Annotated in this window: 16 protein-coding genes; 8 read left to right on the top strand and 8 right to left on the bottom strand. The window is 43.8% G+C overall.

Translation table 11 applies throughout. The annotated features are described in order from the left end of the window. The first annotated feature begins 506 nt into the window (after positions 1-506). The 3 genes from DVY93_RS07095 to DVY93_RS07085 all read left to right on the top strand — a co-directional run bounded on the left by DVY93_RS07095 (position 507) and on the right by DVY93_RS07085 (position 4671). Positions 507-2198 carry an NAD+ synthase gene (locus tag DVY93_RS07095; protein WP_193006859.1) on the top strand — a complete coding sequence of 564 codons (1692 nt, stop codon included), beginning with the start codon at positions 507-509 and terminating at the stop codon, positions 2196-2198. 280 nt (positions 2199-2478) lie between these two features. Continuing rightward, a complete protein-coding gene (locus tag DVY93_RS07090) occupies positions 2479-3753 on the top strand; it encodes a hemolysin family protein (RefSeq protein WP_193006860.1) in 1275 nt (424 codons plus the stop codon). A 177-nt stretch (positions 3754-3930) separates the two neighbouring features. Continuing rightward, positions 3931-4671, top strand: coding sequence for a phosphatase PAP2 family protein (locus DVY93_RS07085; RefSeq protein ID WP_230709971.1), 741 nt, complete (start codon positions 3931-3933; stop codon positions 4669-4671). 114 nt (positions 4672-4785) lie between these two features. Here DVY93_RS07085 and DVY93_RS07080 read toward each other — a convergent pair whose 3' ends face one another. Continuing rightward, the gene (locus DVY93_RS07080; RefSeq protein ID WP_269062829.1) at positions 4786-5502 is read right to left on the bottom strand and encodes a YggS family pyridoxal phosphate-dependent enzyme; all 717 of its coding nucleotides are present in this window, start codon (positions 5500-5502) and stop codon (positions 4786-4788) included. A gap of 440 nt (positions 5503-5942) precedes the next feature. Here DVY93_RS07080 and DVY93_RS07075 point away from each other — a divergent pair, with 440 nt between their 5' ends. The 3 genes from DVY93_RS07075 (at position 5943) to DVY93_RS07065 (ending at position 9703) form a co-directional block, all read left to right on the top strand. After that, on the top strand, positions 5943-7097 hold the full coding sequence (locus tag DVY93_RS07075; protein ID WP_230709968.1) for an RNA-guided endonuclease InsQ/TnpB family protein: 1155 nt from the start codon (positions 5943-5945) through the stop codon (positions 7095-7097). Between the two features lie 290 nt (positions 7098-7387). Beyond that, positions 7388-8443, top strand: a complete 1056-nt coding sequence (locus DVY93_RS07070) for a type IV pilus twitching motility protein PilT (RefSeq protein ID WP_193005756.1) — start codon at positions 7388-7390, stop codon at positions 8441-8443. A gap of 138 nt (positions 8444-8581) precedes the next feature. Further along, entirely contained in the window at positions 8582-9703 is a 1122-nt protein-coding gene (locus DVY93_RS07065; protein WP_198334256.1) for a PilT/PilU family type 4a pilus ATPase, read from the top strand. A gap of 181 nt (positions 9704-9884) precedes the next feature. On the opposite strand, the gene fur is transcribed toward DVY93_RS07065, so the two are convergent. After that, entirely contained in the window at positions 9885-10322 is a 438-nt protein-coding gene (gene fur, locus DVY93_RS07060) for a ferric iron uptake transcriptional regulator (protein ID WP_193005758.1), read from the bottom strand. A 326-nt stretch (positions 10323-10648) separates the two neighbouring features. Here fur and DVY93_RS07055 point away from each other — a divergent pair, with 326 nt between their 5' ends. Next, positions 10649-11068 carry an outer membrane protein assembly factor BamE gene (locus tag DVY93_RS07055; protein WP_198334257.1) on the top strand — a complete coding sequence of 140 codons (420 nt, stop codon included), beginning with the start codon at positions 10649-10651 and terminating at the stop codon, positions 11066-11068. Positions 11069-11116: 48 nt separating this feature from the next. Here DVY93_RS07055 and DVY93_RS07050 read toward each other — a convergent pair whose 3' ends face one another. From DVY93_RS07050 to DVY93_RS07035, 4 genes are all read right to left on the bottom strand, one after another. After that, entirely contained in the window at positions 11117-11500 is a 384-nt protein-coding gene (locus DVY93_RS07050) for an RnfH family protein (RefSeq protein ID WP_230709966.1), read from the bottom strand. Continuing rightward, entirely contained in the window at positions 11488-12630 is a 1143-nt protein-coding gene (locus DVY93_RS07045; protein ID WP_230709965.1) for a hypothetical protein, read from the bottom strand. The genes DVY93_RS07050 and DVY93_RS07045 overlap by 13 nt, the downstream gene beginning before the upstream one ends. A gap of 239 nt (positions 12631-12869) precedes the next feature. Then, positions 12870-13538, bottom strand: coding sequence for a c-type cytochrome (locus DVY93_RS07040; protein WP_230709963.1), 669 nt, complete (start codon positions 13536-13538; stop codon positions 12870-12872). 315 nt (positions 13539-13853) lie between these two features. Next, the gene (locus tag DVY93_RS07035; RefSeq protein WP_193005762.1) at positions 13854-14189 is read right to left on the bottom strand and encodes a c-type cytochrome; all 336 of its coding nucleotides are present in this window, start codon (positions 14187-14189) and stop codon (positions 13854-13856) included. 406 nt (positions 14190-14595) lie between these two features. Between DVY93_RS07035 and yihA the strand changes: the two genes are divergently transcribed. Then, entirely contained in the window at positions 14596-15366 is a 771-nt protein-coding gene (gene yihA, locus DVY93_RS07030; RefSeq protein ID WP_230709960.1) for a ribosome biogenesis GTP-binding protein YihA/YsxC, read from the top strand. A 233-nt stretch (positions 15367-15599) separates the two neighbouring features. Here yihA and DVY93_RS07025 read toward each other — a convergent pair whose 3' ends face one another. Further along, a complete protein-coding gene (locus DVY93_RS07025) occupies positions 15600-16262 on the bottom strand; it encodes an HAD-IA family hydrolase (RefSeq protein ID WP_230710025.1) in 663 nt (220 codons plus the stop codon). Between the two features lie 225 nt (positions 16263-16487). Beyond that, positions 16488-17498 (bottom strand): RluA family pseudouridine synthase, encoded by a 1011-nt coding sequence (locus DVY93_RS07020; RefSeq protein ID WP_198334263.1) that lies wholly within the window; start codon positions 17496-17498, stop codon positions 16488-16490. Positions 17499-17776: the final 278 nt, after the last annotated feature.

Genomic DNA, 17776 nt, shown 5'->3' with positions numbered 1-17776 from the left:
TGCAACCTTACTAGAGAATAACGCCCATACAAATAACGCAAAACATGGCTTTGTGATGCAAAAACAATGCACTAAACGCCTGTTTTATATTCACGCTGTAAACTGATATCTTGCCAGCTAATTCACTGGCGCGTTCTATTTGTGGCTGCAATTGATGTTATACTAAAGCAATTATTTTAAGCTTTTCAACAGTGTTAAGTGAGTTTGCCCTTATTTATTTTGATGGTTGTACAGACCCAGCAATGTTCAGACTGTCAGCCAAAACCCTCTTTTATCGTCCTTCTCTAGACTATCATAAGATCTACCCTTTAGAGCGGCGCCATAATTTTGGATATTATGCGTAAGCGTTATATAGTGGCTTATGCAAGATTTAAGCTCATCATACAAGTTCAATATTAGAATGGATGTGACTGAGTACTATTTTGAGTTAATGTCGGACTTAATTTGATTTTAAATCAATACTGACCCACCAAATTTTAAACAATATATCGATAGGAACAATAACAATGTCAAAAGACACTGATAACCCCAATATTAATCCCTCAAACGAGGCCAATAAAAGCAATACACCACAAGAAACCGTTACTGTTGCGTTGGCTCAGTCGCATTTTTTGGTGGGTGATATTACTGCCAATGCCGAAAAAATGCGCACACTAGCATTACAAGCCCGCGAGCAAGGCGCAGACGTCATTGTCTTTCCAGAGCTGGCTCTTTTAGGTTACCCGCCTCAGGATCTATTGCTACGTCCAAGCTTGTCAGGCCGTGTGAAAAGCGCCTTATCTAGCTTAAGTGATATCGACGATATCGTGATGATTGTCGGCTATCCTCATGTCGACCATCATGGTACCTTTAACTCTGCTGCCATCTTACATAATGGCCATCAAAAAGGGTTTTATCATAAGCAAGTTTTGCCAAATTATGGCGTGTTTGATGAGCGCCGTTACTTTGATAGAGGCCGTAACCAAGTCCTATTTGACTATAAAGGCATCACTATCGGTCTGCTTATTTGTGAAGACTTGTGGGAAAAAGGTCCTATCGCTGAGCTTAAAAAACAAGGTGCTGATCTAGCGGTTAGCTTAAATGCGTCACCTTTTGAGATTGGCAAACAAGACAACCGTAAAACGATGCTTGCCAAACGTAGCCGTGAAAACAATTTGCCTATCGTGTATGTCAACGCCGTTGGCGGTCAAGACGACTTGGTGTTTGACGGTGGCTCTATGGCAGTACAAGCTGACGGCAGCGTTGCTCACGAAGCCCCGCGCTTTATGAACCAGCTGCTTTTAGCCACTTTAGATGTCAAAACCGCTACGTTCGATAGCCAAACTAAAGCACCATTAACATTGAGCCGTGAGTCGGAGATGTATCAGGCGTTGGTCGTTGGCTTACGCGACTACGTCAATCACTCAGGGTTCTCTGGCATTATCGTTGGTCTGTCGGGCGGTATTGATTCGGCATTGACACTTTGTATCGCCGTTGACGCCTTAGGGGCTGACAAGGTGTATGCCGTCATGATGCCGTACGAGTATACCTCTCAAATCAGCTTAGAAGATGCACAAGCACAGGCCCGTCGCTTAAACGTTTCTTATACGGTTTGTCCTATATTTGACGCTGTTGAAGGCATACGTCATACCCTAGCCCCATTGTTTAACAAATCGCCTGCAGACACCACCGAAGAAAATATCCAAGCACGTGCTCGCGGTGTGGTCTTGATGGCCTTGTCCAACAAATTTGGTCATTTGGTCATCACCACTGGTAATAAATCAGAGTTAGCCGTTGGCTACTCAACCTTATACGGTGATATGGCAGGCGGCTTTGATGTGCTAAAAGACGTATATAAATCACAGGTCTATAAGCTGGCAAGTTATCGCAATCGTTTAGAGGACACGCCTGTCATCCCTGAGCGCGTCATCACTCGTCCGCCATCAGCAGAGCTACGCCCTGATCAAAAGGATCAAGACAGCTTGCCTGATTACGATGTATTAGATGCTATCTTAGCCTCGTACATCGATGAAGACATGGGCTATCAAGACATCATTGATAAAGGTTTTGATGCAGATATGGTCGCAAAAGTCATTAAGATGGTCGACAACAGCGAATACAAACGTTTGCAATCACCCATTGGTACTAAGATTAGCCATAAAGCTTTTGGGCGCGAGCGCCGCTATCCACTGGTCAATAAGTGGTCGATAAAAGGCTAAGCCAGACGAAATAGTGCGGCTTGCCCAACCTCTGTGATTGAGAGGTTGGGAGATGCCAATAGTCTAATTTCTTTACAGAAAGTTGGTTTTTTTTATGATTAGCTGGGTAATTGCCCAGCTTTTTTAGTTTCTTTTTTTAGTTTTTATAATTAATTTCTACAAACTGGCATTTTTTAACGATAACGCTTTCCTCTTGGCTCTACCCCATTTCTTTTAGCTTCACCACTTTTAACTTCAACTATTATTACTTTTAATCCCTATACTTTTTACCGAGTCTGTCATGAGTTTGCTAACCGCTAGTATCTTCCTTCTTTTATTGCTTGCCCTAAGTGCTTTTGTCTCTGCTGCTGAGATTGCCATCGCAGCAGGGCGCAAAATTAAGCTGCAAATCATGGCAAAAGAAGGAGATGTTCGGGCATTTGATGTGCTAAAAATGCAGGAGCATCCTGGTAGTTTTATCACAGTCGTGCAAGTCGTTTTAAATGCAGTGGCTATTTCTGCGGGGGCTGTGGGTGAGTCAGCCATCAGCCCTTATCTACAGCGCTTGGTTAATAATGAAGCTGTGTCCTCCGTTATATCATTCGTAGTGATCACCAGCTCATTTTCTCTACTCGCTGATTTGATGCCCAGACGTTTGGCCATGTCAAATACTGAGACTATCGCTGTGCGACTCGTACGCCCGATGATGCTATTGATTTTCCTATTTAAACCCGTGATTTGGGTGTTTGATGGCGCCGCCAATGTCCTCTTTAAGCTGTTTGGCATCTCAACCATACGTCAAGACGATATGACGCCAGAAGACATTTATGCCGTCATGGACGCAGGTGCCGAAGCGGGTGTGCTCAAAAAACAGGAGCATCACCTGATAGAAAATATCTTTGATATGCAAGAACGTACGGTAACCTCGGTGATGAATCCACGCGAAAACATCGTGTATTTCGATACCCAGACCAGCACCGAAGCCGTCGTCGAGGTCATGATTGAACAGCCACATAATAAGTTCTTGGTCTGTCATGATGATGACTTGGAGCACATCATTGGTTATGTAGAGTCGCGCAGTTTTTTAGCGTTGGTTCTGAACCAGCAAGAAGTGAGCTTAACCGACAAAGCCTTACTCAAGCCTGCACTCTTCGTCCCTGATACCTTGTCTTTATTTGAAGTGTTAGAGATGTTCAAATCCACGGGGGCAGATTTTGCGGTTATCGTTAACGAGTACGGGCTAGTCGTTGGGGTTATCACTCTCAAGGATGTGATGAGCATCGTCATGGGTGAGCTTGTGACCATGGAAGAGCAGGCTATCGTCCAGCGTACTGACAACTCTTGGCTAATCGATGGTATGACCCCAATTGAAGACGTGGTTCGCGCTTTGGACATCGTCAATCTACCACGCAGTCAAAACTATGAAACCATCAGTGGCTTTATGATGTATATGCTACGCAAAATTCCAAAGAAAACCGATACTATCGAGTATGCTAATTATCGATTTGAAATTATCGCGACCGACAATCTCAAAATCACCCAGTTGTTAGTGACTAAGTTTGAAGATACGGTGTAAGACCTGCCTATTTATGACTTTTCCATTATCTATGAAGGCGAATTGAGTTTTTGCACAGGCTGTATGCTGATTGATTATAGTGACGCCGTTCTGCATCCATACTTAAAAAATGTTAATGTGGGATTTTTTGTGTGCCCATTTTAATAATGATGGGTTTATTGAAAAGGCAAACACATTATGGACGTAGAAAATAAAAAAGTGGGCTTTTTGGCTACCATTTTGATCGTTGGTTTAGGAATAGCCAGTCTTTCCATTTGGCTATTTTCTGAACTAGCAGAAGAACTGCTGGAAAATGAGTTGAGACACTTTGACAATAGTATCATTCGTCTTTTTGCCGCTATAGAAACGCCCACCCTTGATGCGGTTTACGTTTTAATCACCGAGCTTGGGTCGGTCTGGTTTTTGACCAGCTTAACGGTACTCATACTGTTATGGCTTTGGTTTAAAGCCAAAGATAAATGGGGCGCGCTTTTCTTTCTTATCGCCGTAGGAGGCAATGGGGCGTTGACGTGGTTATTAAAACAACTCTATGAAAGAGAGCGTCCGTCTATCAATGAAGCAGTCGATGCCATTGGCTTTAGTTTCCCAAGTGGCCATTCGATGGGATCGCTTGTTTTTTACGGATTCATCACTTACTTAATCGTACGAAGCACCCAAAAAAAATTGGTCAAAATTCTGGCTTTCATATTTTTTAGCATAATTATTGTGCTTATTGGAACGAGCCGAATTTATCTAGGCGCTCACTTCCCAAGTGATGTTATTGCAGGCTATCTCGCAGGCACCATCTGGCTGACGCTCTGTTTATTGGCGCTCGAATGGATTCAATGGCAAAGCCACAGCCAAGTAAACCCTGTCCATGCATTGCGGGATCTGTTAATCGCCAGTTTCGGCGCGCTCAAGCAAAAACGCGACCGGTGACCGTTCACAAAAACCCGCACTGATAAAAGAAAAACAGCGAGCGTGCAGGCGATTAAACGACTGCCGCTCTGCTTAGAAGGTTTGATGGTGGTTACCGTGATCTACAGCTAATAATTAATTACGCTCACCAAAGATTGCTGACCCGACCCGTACCATCGTAGAGCCTTTAGCTATCGCCTCCTCCATATCACCACTCATACCCATACTTAGCGTATCCCAACCATTAAGCTTCGGATGGCTTTGCTTGATCGCGTCAAATAACTGCTGAGTCCGAGCAAACGCATTGGTATCTGTCTTAGCAGGAATAATCATCAAACCACGCAGTTGCAGTCGCTCATACCCTTTGATAGTGGTTATCAACTCAGGTAATTGCTCTGGCAAACAACCGGATTTACTTGCTTCATTATCAATATTGACTTGAATCAGTACGTTTAGTGGTGGCATTTCTGCTGGGCGCTGATCATTTAGACGCTTAGCAATAATGCCACGCTCGACCGTTTGTACCCAGTCAAAATGCTCTGCAATATCGCGGGTCTTATTGCGCTGGATACTACCGATATAGTGCCACACTACCCCTGCACATTCAGGCTGCTCTTTTAACGTCTCAATTTTTTCGATGGCTTCTTGCAGGTAGTTTTCACCAAAATGCACTTGTCCTCGCTGAGCTAACGTAGCAATCATATCGGCGGACTTAGTTTTGGAGACTGCCAACAACGTAACGTCCTCAGCCTGCCTGTTACTGTGTTCACAAGCCTGCGTCATTTGCCTGCTAACTTGTTGCCAGTTCTCAATAAGATTTTGGCTATTCATACTGTTTTCAATATCTTTCATACACCACTCACAAGGATAATTAATTGATTCATTTCAGTCAGCTATTATTGGTTTTTTCAACTATTTTTTATGAAAGTCAGTTCGACATAAAATTGATATTTTGATGATTGCAGCTACGGTCTCGGTTTTAAAGTAAAGCTGCGATAGCAGCCCCCTCAGATTTCGCTAACAGAACATCGCTTAAAAAATGTCGGTTGCGAAAACATCGATCGTAGTTCATATATAAAGTAAGTTTAAGAAGGACTAATTTTACATTTTATTAATCGTGTAGATGGTTAAATACCAATAGTCTTGTTATTATATTGTTACATGGTTTGACCCATGCTACTGAATACCATGATAAAGGTTATTAAATAGTTACCTAAAACCTATCTAATCTTAGTCATTTATAATCAAAATAAGTAATTTCCACATTAATAAAAAGAAGTTAAACAAGCATTATGATCCGTGGCCACATCATTGAACTCAAACCCAACAACGTACAAGAAAATCACTTTGCTCGTGCTTGCGGCGTGGCGCGGAAAGCCTACAACTGGGCTTTATATGAGTGGCAACGGCAGTATGCGCTTGATAAGGCGTATCGTGATGCGTGTTTGGCATCTGGTATTGAGATGGATACCAAAAAGCTAAATAAGCCTTCACAGGCAAAGCTCAGACGCGAATTGAATGCCATTAAGCGTGAATTTTTCCCTTATATGTTAGAAGTGACCAAGTGCGCTCCGCAACTGGCTATCATGCAGCTGGGTGACGCTTACAAGAACTTCTTTAAAGGGCTTGCCAAATATCCAACAGCGCGTAAAAAAGGTCGTGACGATAGGTTTAGCTTATCCAACGATCAGTTTGCCATTAAAGTTAAGTCCATTCGCATACCCAATCTAGGCTGGGTTCGATTAAAAGAAGCATTGCGATTTGACGGCAAGATCATGTCAGCCACCATCTCCAAGCGTGGCGGTAAGTGGTTTGTTAGCGTAGCCGTTGAGATGCAAGCATCTTCACTTCCTACTAAAAAGACAGGTAAAAGCGTGGGCATCGACCTTGGTATTACTGATTTATTGGTTTTATCAGACGGCACTAAAATCAAAGCACCAAAGCCACTAAAAGCAAACCTTAAAAAACTAAGAACGCTAAACAAAGCGCTCAGTCGCAAGAAGAAAGGTAGTAAAAACAGAGAAAAAGCGAAAACCAAGCTCTCTCGTTTGCACTACAAGATCAGATGCATTAGGCAAGATTCTTTGCATAAAATAACCTCTGATTTGGTTAAAGCGTTCGATGTGATGGCAATTGAGGATTTAAACGTCAAAGGTATGGTCAAGAACCGCAGATTGTCACGGGCGATCAGTGATTTGGGTTTCTTTGAATTTAAGCGACAGCTTATCTACAAAGCCAATGAGCAAGGCAAGACGGTAAAGTCAGTTGGGCGCTTCTATCCCAGCTCCAAGACCTGTACAAACTGCAATCATATCCTTGGTAAAGATGAGCTGACGTTGAAGATGCGCGACTGGATCTGTCCTAGCTGTCAGACAAAACATGACCGCGACCTCAACGCCAGCATCAATATTTTAAATAACGCGACTGTCATCTTAACAGCCGCATAACTCCGTTTTATTGGACGGTGAGTTCCATCGCCAATTAAAAAAGTCTGTGGAGTCGTGGTCAGTCTAAGTCTCAAACGAGAAGTAGCGCGTGACAGTGAAGCAGAAAGAAAACGTCAAACCTATCCAATAGTTAATATTGATTAGGTTTGAGTAAGATTTTTGGAACGGTAAAGAGCTTCTTTTGTCCTTTATTAAAGTAATTGGCCTACTCACGGGCAACTATCGATTGGCAACCACACACTTTTATACTCTTTTGTCTTACCCTTATTGATTGATAGGAATATCCGATTATGGCTGAAAAAAACAGTTTAAGTATCGAAGACTTGCTGCGCTTTACCGTTAAACATAAAGCATCAGACTTACATATTTCGGCTGGTATGCCAGCAATGATTCGCGCCGACGGTGAGATGACTCGAATCAACATGCCGGCAATGACGCATCAAATGGTTCATCAGCTTATTTATGACATCATGAATGATCGGCAGCGCGCTGACTTTGAAGAGTTCTTTGAAACAGATTTTTCTTTCGAGATTCCTAATTTAGCGCGCTTTCGGGTAAACGCCTTTAATCAAAACCGTGGCGCGGGCGCTGTATTTCGTACCATTCCTTCCAAAGTTTTGACTATGGAAGACTTGGGTATGGGCGATGTTTTCAAACGTGTCTCGGATTTTAAACGTGGCGTGGTGCTAGTCACCGGCCCAACAGGCTCAGGTAAGTCAACCACGCTGGCTGCTATGATTGACTACATTAATGAAAACCGTAAAGAGCACATTCTAACCATCGAAGATCCGATTGAATTTGTCCACGAGTCCAAAAAAAGCCTGATTAACCAGCGTGAAGTTCACCGCGACACCCTAGGCTTCGAGCCTGCATTGCGCTCTGCCCTACGTGAGGATCCCGATGTGATTTTGGTTGGTGAGCTTCGCGACCTTGAAACCATTCGTTTGGCCTTGACTGCGGCCGAAACTGGACACTTGGTCTTTGGCACCCTCCACACCAGCTCAGCAGCTAAGACGATTGACCGTGTCATCGACGTGTTCCCCGCCGCCGAAAAAGACATGATTCGGGCGATGCTCTCAGAGTCACTGCAAGCTGTGGTTTCTCAAACGCTTCTGCGCCGGCAAACAGGGGGACGTGTGGCCGCCCATGAAATCATGCTTGGCACACCCGCTATTCGTAATTTGATACGGGAGAATAAAATTGCCCAAATGTACTCTGCTATCCAAACGGGAGCAGGCGACGGCATGATTACCCTAGATCAAACGCTTAAGAACCTAGTGGCCAAAGGCACCATCAGTAAAGATGTCGCCCGCCCGTATGCCAAACAGCCAGAAGCCTTTATGTAGTCTTCTTAATTGGCACTCATATGTCGTTACTGATATAAAATGCGTGCCACGACAGCCTTTTTCTATTGGTCATTATTAGCGATCTTTAACGCATGATTTTAGATTTTTTAATCGATTTACATCGAGCACAGGTACGATATGGACATTGATAAACTATTGCAATTAATGATTAATAAAAATGGCTCCGATCTTTTTATTACCGCTGACGTTGCCCCTTCCATGAAAATCAATGGCAAGATTCTGCCAGTGGGCAAAACGCCTTTGACTGCTGAGCAGACCATGAGGTTGGTGAAAGGGGTGATGACGCCAAGCCAGCAACAAGAGTTTGAAGAGACAAATGAGTGTCAGTTTGCCATTGCTGATGAGGCACAACAGGCACGCTTTCGGGTCAGTGCTTTTATACAACGTGATATGGCAGGAATGATTTTACGAAAAATTGAGAATAAAATTCCGACCGTCGAGGAGCTGCGTTTACCACCAGCACTAAAAGAGCTGGCCATGAAAAAACGCGGCATTATTTTATTGGTTGGGGCCACGGGCACAGGTAAATCCACCACCCTGGCTGCCATGATAGGGCATCGCAACCAAAACTCTCACGGTCACATTATCACCATCGAAGATCCTATCGAGTTTGTCCATAAGCATCGCGGCTGTATTATTACCCAGCGTGAAGTGGGTATCGATACCCACTCATTTGAAGCAGGACTAAAAAACACCTTACGCCAAGCACCGGACGTGATCTTAATTGGTGAGATTCGTAACCGCGAGGTGATGAGCTACGCCATTCAATATGCAGAAACAGGGCATTTGGTCTTTGCCACTCTGCACGCCAACAACGCTAACCAAGCGATTGACCGTATTATTCACTTTTTTGAAACCAGTCGCCATAATCAGCTATTTATGGACTTATCACTGAACCTACAAGCCATTATTGCTCAGCAGCTCATTCCAACACCTGACGGCAAAGGTCGCCGTGCCGCCATTGAGATTTTATTAAACTCACAACTGATTAGTGATTATATCCGTAAGGGCGAGGTTCATGAAATCAAAGATGTCATGACGCGCTCACGGGATAGCGGTATGCAGACCTTTGACCAAGCCCTCTTGGACTTATATGAGCAAGGAGAGATCACTTATAAAGAAGCCATTCTCCATGCTGACTCTCCTAACGACTTACGTCTCAAAATCAAGCTGAGTAGCAAAAATGGAGCCGCCAATCTCGATGAAGGGGCCGATGGCTTATCGCTGGATATCAGGTAGATCTTTCTATTTTTTCAAACCTGTCGTCAGTGAGTTATGACTGTATAAAAAGTGCTGCCACAAAAAAGCCCTCATTATCATAACGAGGGCTTTTTCTGTTTTAAGCACCAGTATAGTAGAAGAAAAACGATATCAGCGTACAACGATTTCGTTTGGCCCAACACTATAAACTCTGCAGCGACTATTTTTTTATGCTGTCCCTACATTCTTGATCATCACAAATACCATAGAGCACCAACGAGTGACCTGACAATTTAAAGCCATGCTTTTCTGCTACTTTAAGCTGCTCCTCCTCGATCACTTCGTTATGAAACTCTATAATCTTGCCACACACATCACAAACCAAATGATCATGATGTCCTTCTTGAGTAATCTCAAATACCGACAAATTGTTTTCAAAGTTGTGGCGTTCGACGATTCCTGCTTGCTCAAACTGCGTGAGCACACGGTAAACAGTCGCTAAGCCCACATCCTCGCCTTGTTCAATCAGCGCCTTATAAATCTCTTCTGCACTCATGTGATGCAGCTCAGCGCTCTCGAGCAGCTCTAAAATCTTGATACGAGGTAACGTAACCTTCAATCCTGCTTTACGTAAATCTTGATTGGTAAAAGAAGCCATAATATCCCTTCTGACTGTGACAGTCTTAGCAAATAAAGAACCAAAAATATGAGATAAACAATCATTCGCGATTATTTTTTATTAAATATAAGTGTTTTAACCGCCCTAAACTCGCTTGACCTAAGTAAATTTCTAGGGCGTCATTTTGTTAAGTATTCTCAGTGCAAGTCTATGAATTTAAAATATAATTAACCCAACAGCTCAGGTAGCGTTTGGTAAATAATGTCGTAAGTGGTAGGAAATTGCAAGTAAATGACGTATCATTTGTCCAAGATTGTCGGTCACACTCGCACCAAACAACACTGGCCGCGCCTAATTCATTTCTTATGAGTCATCTTACCATGATAAAGACATTAACTTTTCGTCCGTCAAGCCCTACAAGTGCATTACGCAAGATTGCCATCACCAGTGTACTTAGCGCTGCTGTCGCTATGTCTGGCTGCTCATTACTGAGTGTTTATAAGATTGATTTGCCACAAGGCACTGCTATTACTCAAACGCAAGCGCAAAAGCTGCAAGTGGGTATGAATCAAAACCAAGTCCTTTACCTCCTTGGTAGTCCAGCCATTAAAGACACGCTTGCGCCTAAGCGTTGGGACTACATTTACGACTATCAAGCCGGTACAGAAGGTCGCCGCCAAGGTATCAAAGACGTCAAAAATGCCAGCCAGCATTTGATTATTTACTTTGATGATCAGGGTCTGGTCAATCGCATTGAAGGTATAGAGAGCCTACCAGCTTCGTAATTAAAATTAAGACTATTAACTGCTCAACGGGCTTTAAGAGTTACTGACTTAACCACGCGATTTGCTCTTGCGCTGAGACATGGGATCAGCGCTTAAGCTGCGATACACTTCGATACGGTCAAAAGGCTGCAGACGATAGCTAAGCGGCTGCTTTTGGGCGTAAATTCCTACATGCCAGCGCTTAGCAGTCGGCGTAGCAATATCTAGCACGTCTTCACACCACCTTGCCAACTCTGGAAATTTTGCTAACCAGCCAGCTTGCATAAGCGCCTCATACAAACTGGCGCCCTCGCTGACTGGTAAGGCTACATAGTGCTGACGCTGGGCATCTTCAGCGTACGCCAAATACACGGTCATAAGAGCGGCTCGCTCAGACTGAGGCGCAGCACTATTATTATCTATTTTTCTGTCATCAGCTGTTAGCTTACCCACTGCATCACCCAACCTATCAAGGCTAATAGCAGGGCTAATGGCACGACCAAACGGATCGCTACCCGCCATAAATTATAAAACGCTTCATTACCAAAGTTTAACGACTTGCGCAAATGACTGATTTTCATCTGCCAACCCGCAAAAATCGATAACAATAATACCGCCACACTACTGATAATGACCAAAATACCAACCAGCCATGTGGTCGGAATGGCAACGACTAAGACTAGCGCTAATACAAAAGTTAATATCAGACTGACCAATAATCCAAACTTATGCGCCAATTGCTGGGTACTATAATGTAGCAAGTAGCTGACCACAAACAGTACCCCTACCCAATATAGCAGCTGTCCAATCGGTGGTAACGACATGCCACTCATCAACAAAGCAACACCCCCAACGAGCAACTGCAATATCCAGATCGGTCGTACCAATTTGGTCGCGCGATACACATTTTTCGCCTGTTTACTGGTAGGCGTTTGCGCATTATGATTGTTGGTATCTACCGCTGTGACCACCTGTTTGGTCACTAAATTTTGGCCAAACCAGTATAAGCCCGTACCGGCACCGACACTGACCAACGCGAGCGCGACGGCACGCGCCCACTCAGTTAAACTGATATCAGTCATGGCAAAATCAATGTTAGGTAAGCCATTTGCCACGCCCAGCAACAGCCCTATGACCATCAGTCCTAAGCCTATCGGTAAGGGTGCAACGCCAAGCAAACTCAACAAAACAGCAATCACCATCAAACCCGCAGCGATCGCAAAGCTGGGTACGGCAGGAGCGCTATTGAGCTCAGTCAATGCCGCCAAGATACCTGTGCTGGCACCAGAGATAACTAACGCTGCAATAATGATAGAGACCAATGCCGCTAGCCAACCAAAGCTACGCCATGCTGGGCTGGCATCTGCTTCACGAGTCAGCTTTTGCATCCCTGCAAATGGCGCATCGACACTACGATAGGCTAAGGCTATTTCTGCATAAACGACTGGCAATGACACCAGCACCATAGCCACTAGCCACAGCAGCCAAAAATCGATCTCACCAATGGACGCAGGGGCAAACCAACGAAACAGCAGTAACGGAAGCAGGGCTGCAATAAAATAAGAAGCATAACGGATCATCATAAGCTAAATCCAAACGATCTAAAGTGAATAACAATAATGTACCATCATACAAAGCCATAATAAGCATCTGTCAGTGGTTTTATTTTTATAGCTAAATGGGTCTCTGTAATATGAGGGACAAACAGTTATAAAAAAACCCCGAAAACGGGGTTTAATAACTAAATAGTGATGAATATACGACAAGGCTCTTAGCCATTTTACTTAAGAAATGCCTTATATTCACACCATACACTAATGAATTAGTGAATGGCGCTTATGTAGTCTGACAAGATACGAATATCACGATCTGATAATCTCGACGCTACAGTTTGCATCATGCCCATCTCGCCTTCTTTCGCTGCGTCATTGACACGCTTTTGCTCATCACTGTCGATATCATCTACACGACCAGCGGCACGGAACAGTTTTAACTGAGTGGAAATATATTGTGCATGCTGACCACCTAAACGTGGAAACGCGGCCCACTCATTACCATCAGCCTCAGGGCCATGACAGCCTGCACAACCAATAACGTCGCGTGACTTATCACCACCTAAGAACAGCTTAGTGGCTTCTTGAGTGGTCGCAGGATTGCCGAAACCGACACCCCAAGGCGCTTGGTTAGCATAATAACCTGCCACATTGGCCAAGTCTTGCTGAGATAAATTGGCAACTTGTGATTGCATAATACCGTTTTTGCGGTAGCCTGCTTTAAAATCGACCAACTGTTTGTAAAGGTACTTTACGTTTTGGCCACCTAAATTAGGCTGTGCAGGAACAACACTGACACCGTTCACACCATGACAAGCAGCACAAACAGTTTCTGCAATTTGCTTACCAGCATTGACGTCGTACTCAGGAACAATAATAGCAGCTTGTACGCTGAAACTTGCAACGCATAAGCTGGCAGCAGCGATTAACTTTTTCATTGATACAAATCCTACTAGCTCGGCGTAAGCATTATTTAGAGTGATTGTACTGATAAGATACCCAGTATAAACTGCCCTTTTATGAGCGAGGCAGGCATATATTTTTAGGTCTTGCACACAAGCAGTCTGAAAGTACTTACTAACATCAGGGTTTATTTTCGATTATTATAGCAAGACTTTGTAGTATTTGCCTACTTAATCATCGCATCCACCAGTTTTTCTAACGATGAGCGAAAACACGCTCTAAAAACAAAAAGCGCCAAAGGTCTATAACCCAGCGCTTTATTTATACGGTTTAATGTATTCGCAAGCGAGCTATTTGCTCATATATTCAATCAGCTTGCGATAATCATCATCACTACAGTTATTACAAAGACCGCCAGCGGGCATTTGTGGCATCCCGTTTTTTACTGAGTTGATCAGGGTTGGCATGCGCTTTTGCTTTATAAGTTGTTGCCATTTCGCACTGTCGCCTTTTTTAATGGCATTTAGTGCGCCACTATCGTGACAGGCGGCACATGAGTTATCATAGGTGGTTGCAATATCAGCAGCACCAGCGCTGGTCATCATGGCACTACTGAACAGTAATACCGCACCGCTACCTAATAAAGCACGAAAACTCTGGCGAAAACGTGTGGTGATTGAAAACATAGAACACCTCCTTTTGGTGTGTCATCCGTTTAATCAACCATTCCATTAAACGGTGTTTAGCAAACATTGTAACAATTTATGTCATGTAAAGGTAGATAAATAAAGTTTGGTTTTAGTAACCCTCTGATGAGCACCATAACTTTGCGTATGACCGCCTCATTTTAATGTTATCCTATTATTTATATGCCGTTAATCACAGTTATTTCAATAAGTAAGACAGGTAATAGTATAGAATGGTCACTAATTTTACATGGCTGCTCTTGTGACTAATGCGCCCTATCATTATAACGAGTCACTCCTTTTCGTTTTGTTGTCTACCGTCTTTTTATCCATCGCATTACCTTAATAACCAGCTAGCTAGACTTTTACAACCGTATCCAATTTCTTGAAGATTAATGAGCCATTTATGAGTACCCCGTTTACAGATGTTGCCGCCGAACATGCATTGTTCAACACCAAATCCCGTCAAAAAATTCAGCAAACTGAGTTTATGACGTCAGCGCCTACCTTTCGTCTTTGTCCGCCTGATGTGGGATTAGAGGTTGCTTTTGCTGGTCGTTCAAACGCTGGCAAATCCTCGGCTATCAATGCCTTGACCAATCAACGTCAATTGGCGCGCTCCTCCAAAACACCTGGCCGGACGCAGATGATTAACTTTTTTAGTATTGGCGATACCAATAGACGTTTGGTGGATTTGCCGGGTTACGGTTATGCGGCTGTGCCGCTTGAGATGAAAAAAGAATGGCAGGTTGAGCTAGAAGAATACTTGGTTTCACGCTCAAGCCTTGCAGGGTTGGTACTGATGACGGATATTCGCCATCCGCTCAAGTTTTTTGATGAGCAAATGCTGCATTGGGCCAAAGACGGCGATCTGCCAGTCCACATTTTACTGACGAAAGCGGATAAGCTTAAATACGGTGCGTCCAAAAACGCACTTCTCAATACCCGTAAAAGACTCAAAAAGTTGGGCTTAAACTGCACCATTCAGTTGTTTTCCGCCTTAAGAAAAGAAGGTCTTGATGAGCTAGCTGGCGTGATGGGCAATTGGTATGACTATCAACTTAATGATGAAAAACTCATTGAGTCCGATCTTAGTGAATCCGATGATACTGACAATAGCGATACCGAACAGGCAGACGTTACACAAGAAACGAGTGAACAAAAAGACATTGAGTAAATATCATCTGTCATAAAAAAGGGATTATCGTGACACGATAATCCCTTTTTTGTCATTTAAGGTCTCAAATGTAGCCGATGCTCAATAAAATGGATATACGACATTGTATTGTGATGCATAACTTGCATTAACTTTTCTTGCTTGCTGTGGCATTGCTGACAGAGGCCACAAAAAATTTATGCCAGTCACCTGTATCCTTTTTTGCGTTGACTTGACCATAGCTGGGACCAACACTATCCGCACAATAAATCTACTAATGCTTGCGGCGTGTCCACTTGATAAGTCGGGTTTTGTGCGGCTAGCTCTGCCTTCGAGGCTGTCCCGTAGTTGACCGCGATACTGGTCATACCCAGCTGCGTGGCCATCTGAATATCATAAATACTATCACCGATAAAAACCGCGTCAGAGACTTGCTGCTGCGTGTGAGTCAAAATATCGCTAAGCATCTGCGGATCAGGTTTTGAACCTGCTTCATCCGCACAGCGCGTCGTGATGAAGTAGTCGTGACTCTGAGAGGCGTCTAACACCCGATCTAGCCCTTTTCTTTTTTTGCCTGTAGCGACCGCCAGATTTTTACCGTTGTTTTGTAAAGTCTGCAACATACCTTCTATCGAGGCGAAAAATGGGGTGCGATGACTGTTCGCAATATAGTAATCAGCATAACTTTGTTGAATGGCGAGCTTTTGCGTGTTACTTGCCTGAGGATATAAGATGTCAATGCCATTCATTAAGCTAAGCCCAATAATGCCTTTGACTGCCTTATCAGTGGTCTGAAGTCCATGCGCCTCTCCTGCTATGTGCATGGACTCAACGATTAAGCCAATTGAGTCCATCAGCGTCCCATCCCAATCAAAAATAACCAACGTTTTGTCTGCTAAGTCATGACTGGCTGTCATTTGAGAGTTTTTAATAGGCGCGGGCGTACTGGTGATAGAGGGCTTACTCATGAATTTACCTTAACAAATAGCGATAATAAATGGCGGATATAGAGACGGATACAAAAACGTCACGATGGCTTATTAATAAAAATAAGTTGTCGTGACGTGTCATAAGAATGCTTAATAAATAGAAATGCTTAATAAACAGTAGAGAGCTTGGGTTAAGAGCCGTGTGTTGCTAGCTTACTCAGGCAACGTGGTTGACTCTGGTAGCCAGTCAGCCATATCTTCTGGTAGCGGTGCGGTAATCGTCTTGTAGCCGGGAATGTTTAAGCGCCACGCATGTAGACACAGACGATGGACGCCTGATTTGTCATGTACGTTGTACTTATCATCACCCAAAATAGCGTGACCAATGTGAGCCAAATGCACACGGATTTGATGAGTACGGCCTGTCAACGGCTTGGCTTCGATCAAACTGACCGGTTGATCTGCCAGCGTAAAACGATCATGGATGATAATGTCCGTCTGGCTTTCTTTGGCTTGCGGGTCTTGGCTATCTACTTTGACGCGGCGCTCACCACTGGCAAGGGTATAACGTAGCAATGGCGCATCGACACGTTGCTCATTCAGCGCAGGCTGTCCTTTGGCGAGACATAAATAGTGCTTTTGAATGGTTTTATCGACGAGATGCTGCTGCAACGTTTTTAGCGCTGAGCGTTTTTTGGAAATCATGAGCAGCCCTGAGGTATCTTTATCGATACGATGTACCAGCTCTAGGTACTTTTTACCCGTCACTTCACGCATGGCTTCAATGACCCCAAAGTCCAAGCCACTACCGCCATGTACCGCAATACCAGAAGGTTTGTTAAGGACTAGCATGCCCTCATCTTCATAGACCACACGTGCCAGTAAGCTTTTGGCAAACTCTGTGCTGATGATTGGTTTTTCACGCGTTGCCAGCTCTACAGGGGCAATACGAACCACATCTTCGCGCTGTACTCTATCATGTGCTTTGCAGCGTTTATTATTGACGCGCACCTCATCGGAGCGAATCATTTTATAGATGTGCGATTTTGGTAACCCCTTTAAGCGATTAAGCAAAAAATTATCCAAGCGCTGGTCGTGCTGATGGCGGGTGACTTCAAGATAGTTCACCTTGCCAAAGTTGCTGATTTCATCGTCAGCGCTTTGTGGGCGTGTTTTGCTATTAAAAATAGCAGGGGCTTCATGGGTAGGTGCATCGTCAGTCATTTTTGAGTTCGTCATTTTTAGTTAGGTGTTTACACAAAGATTTGCTATAGTTTAGCATGTTGAGCGACAATTAAGCAGAAGCTGCGGCAATAATCATTGTTGTTTCAGGCAGCCCATCACCATTTTTACGACTGGTTAGTAAAGAGGGATAAGCTGTATACCCTGCTGATGTTGGACACCTCATCTGATTTTAGGGCGCGTTATTTATTTACAGATATCATTTATAGATATTAATAAATATGACCCCATAAATTAAAGAAACCGTACTGAGTTGACTG

Origin of the sequence: Psychrobacter sp. CCUG 69069, assembly GCF_021023115.1 — a bacterium.
Lineage (GTDB): Bacteria > Pseudomonadota > Gammaproteobacteria > Pseudomonadales > Moraxellaceae > Psychrobacter > Psychrobacter namhaensis.
The sequence above is the reverse complement of the archived record's forward strand: the minus strand, read 5'-3'. Positions and strand labels throughout refer to the sequence as shown.

Coding starts and splice junctions, on each gene's coding strand:
- DVY93_RS07025 (WP_230710025.1), bottom strand. CDS start 16,262: ATGACAGCCAGTCATGACTTAGCAGACAAAACGTTGGTTATTTTTGAT.
- DVY93_RS07020 (WP_198334263.1), bottom strand. CDS start 17,498: ATGACTGACGATGCACCTACCCATGAAGCCCCTGCTATTTTTAATAGC.
- DVY93_RS07075 (WP_230709968.1), top strand. CDS start 5,943: ATGATCCGTGGCCACATCATTGAACTCAAACCCAACAACGTACAAGAA.
- DVY93_RS07065 (WP_198334256.1), top strand. CDS start 8,582: ATGGACATTGATAAACTATTGCAATTAATGATTAATAAAAATGGCTCC.
- yihA (WP_230709960.1), top strand. CDS start 14,596: ATGAGTACCCCGTTTACAGATGTTGCCGCCGAACATGCATTGTTCAAC.
- DVY93_RS07040 (WP_230709963.1), bottom strand. CDS start 13,538: ATGAAAAAGTTAATCGCTGCTGCCAGCTTATGCGTTGCAAGTTTCAGC.
- DVY93_RS07045 (WP_230709965.1), bottom strand. CDS start 12,630: ATGATGATCCGTTATGCTTCTTATTTTATTGCAGCCCTGCTTCCGTTA.
- DVY93_RS07035 (WP_193005762.1), bottom strand. CDS start 14,189: ATGTTTTCAATCACCACACGTTTTCGCCAGAGTTTTCGTGCTTTATTA.
- DVY93_RS07090 (WP_193006860.1), top strand. CDS start 2,479: ATGAGTTTGCTAACCGCTAGTATCTTCCTTCTTTTATTGCTTGCCCTA.
- DVY93_RS07095 (WP_193006859.1), top strand. CDS start 507: ATGTCAAAAGACACTGATAACCCCAATATTAATCCCTCAAACGAGGCC.
- DVY93_RS07080 (WP_269062829.1), bottom strand. CDS start 5,502: ATGAAAGATATTGAAAACAGTATGAATAGCCAAAATCTTATTGAGAAC.
- fur (WP_193005758.1), bottom strand. CDS start 10,322: ATGGCTTCTTTTACCAATCAAGATTTACGTAAAGCAGGATTGAAGGTT.
- DVY93_RS07070 (WP_193005756.1), top strand. CDS start 7,388: ATGGCTGAAAAAAACAGTTTAAGTATCGAAGACTTGCTGCGCTTTACC.
- DVY93_RS07085 (WP_230709971.1), top strand. CDS start 3,931: ATGGACGTAGAAAATAAAAAAGTGGGCTTTTTGGCTACCATTTTGATC.
- DVY93_RS07055 (WP_198334257.1), top strand. CDS start 10,649: ATGAGTCATCTTACCATGATAAAGACATTAACTTTTCGTCCGTCAAGC.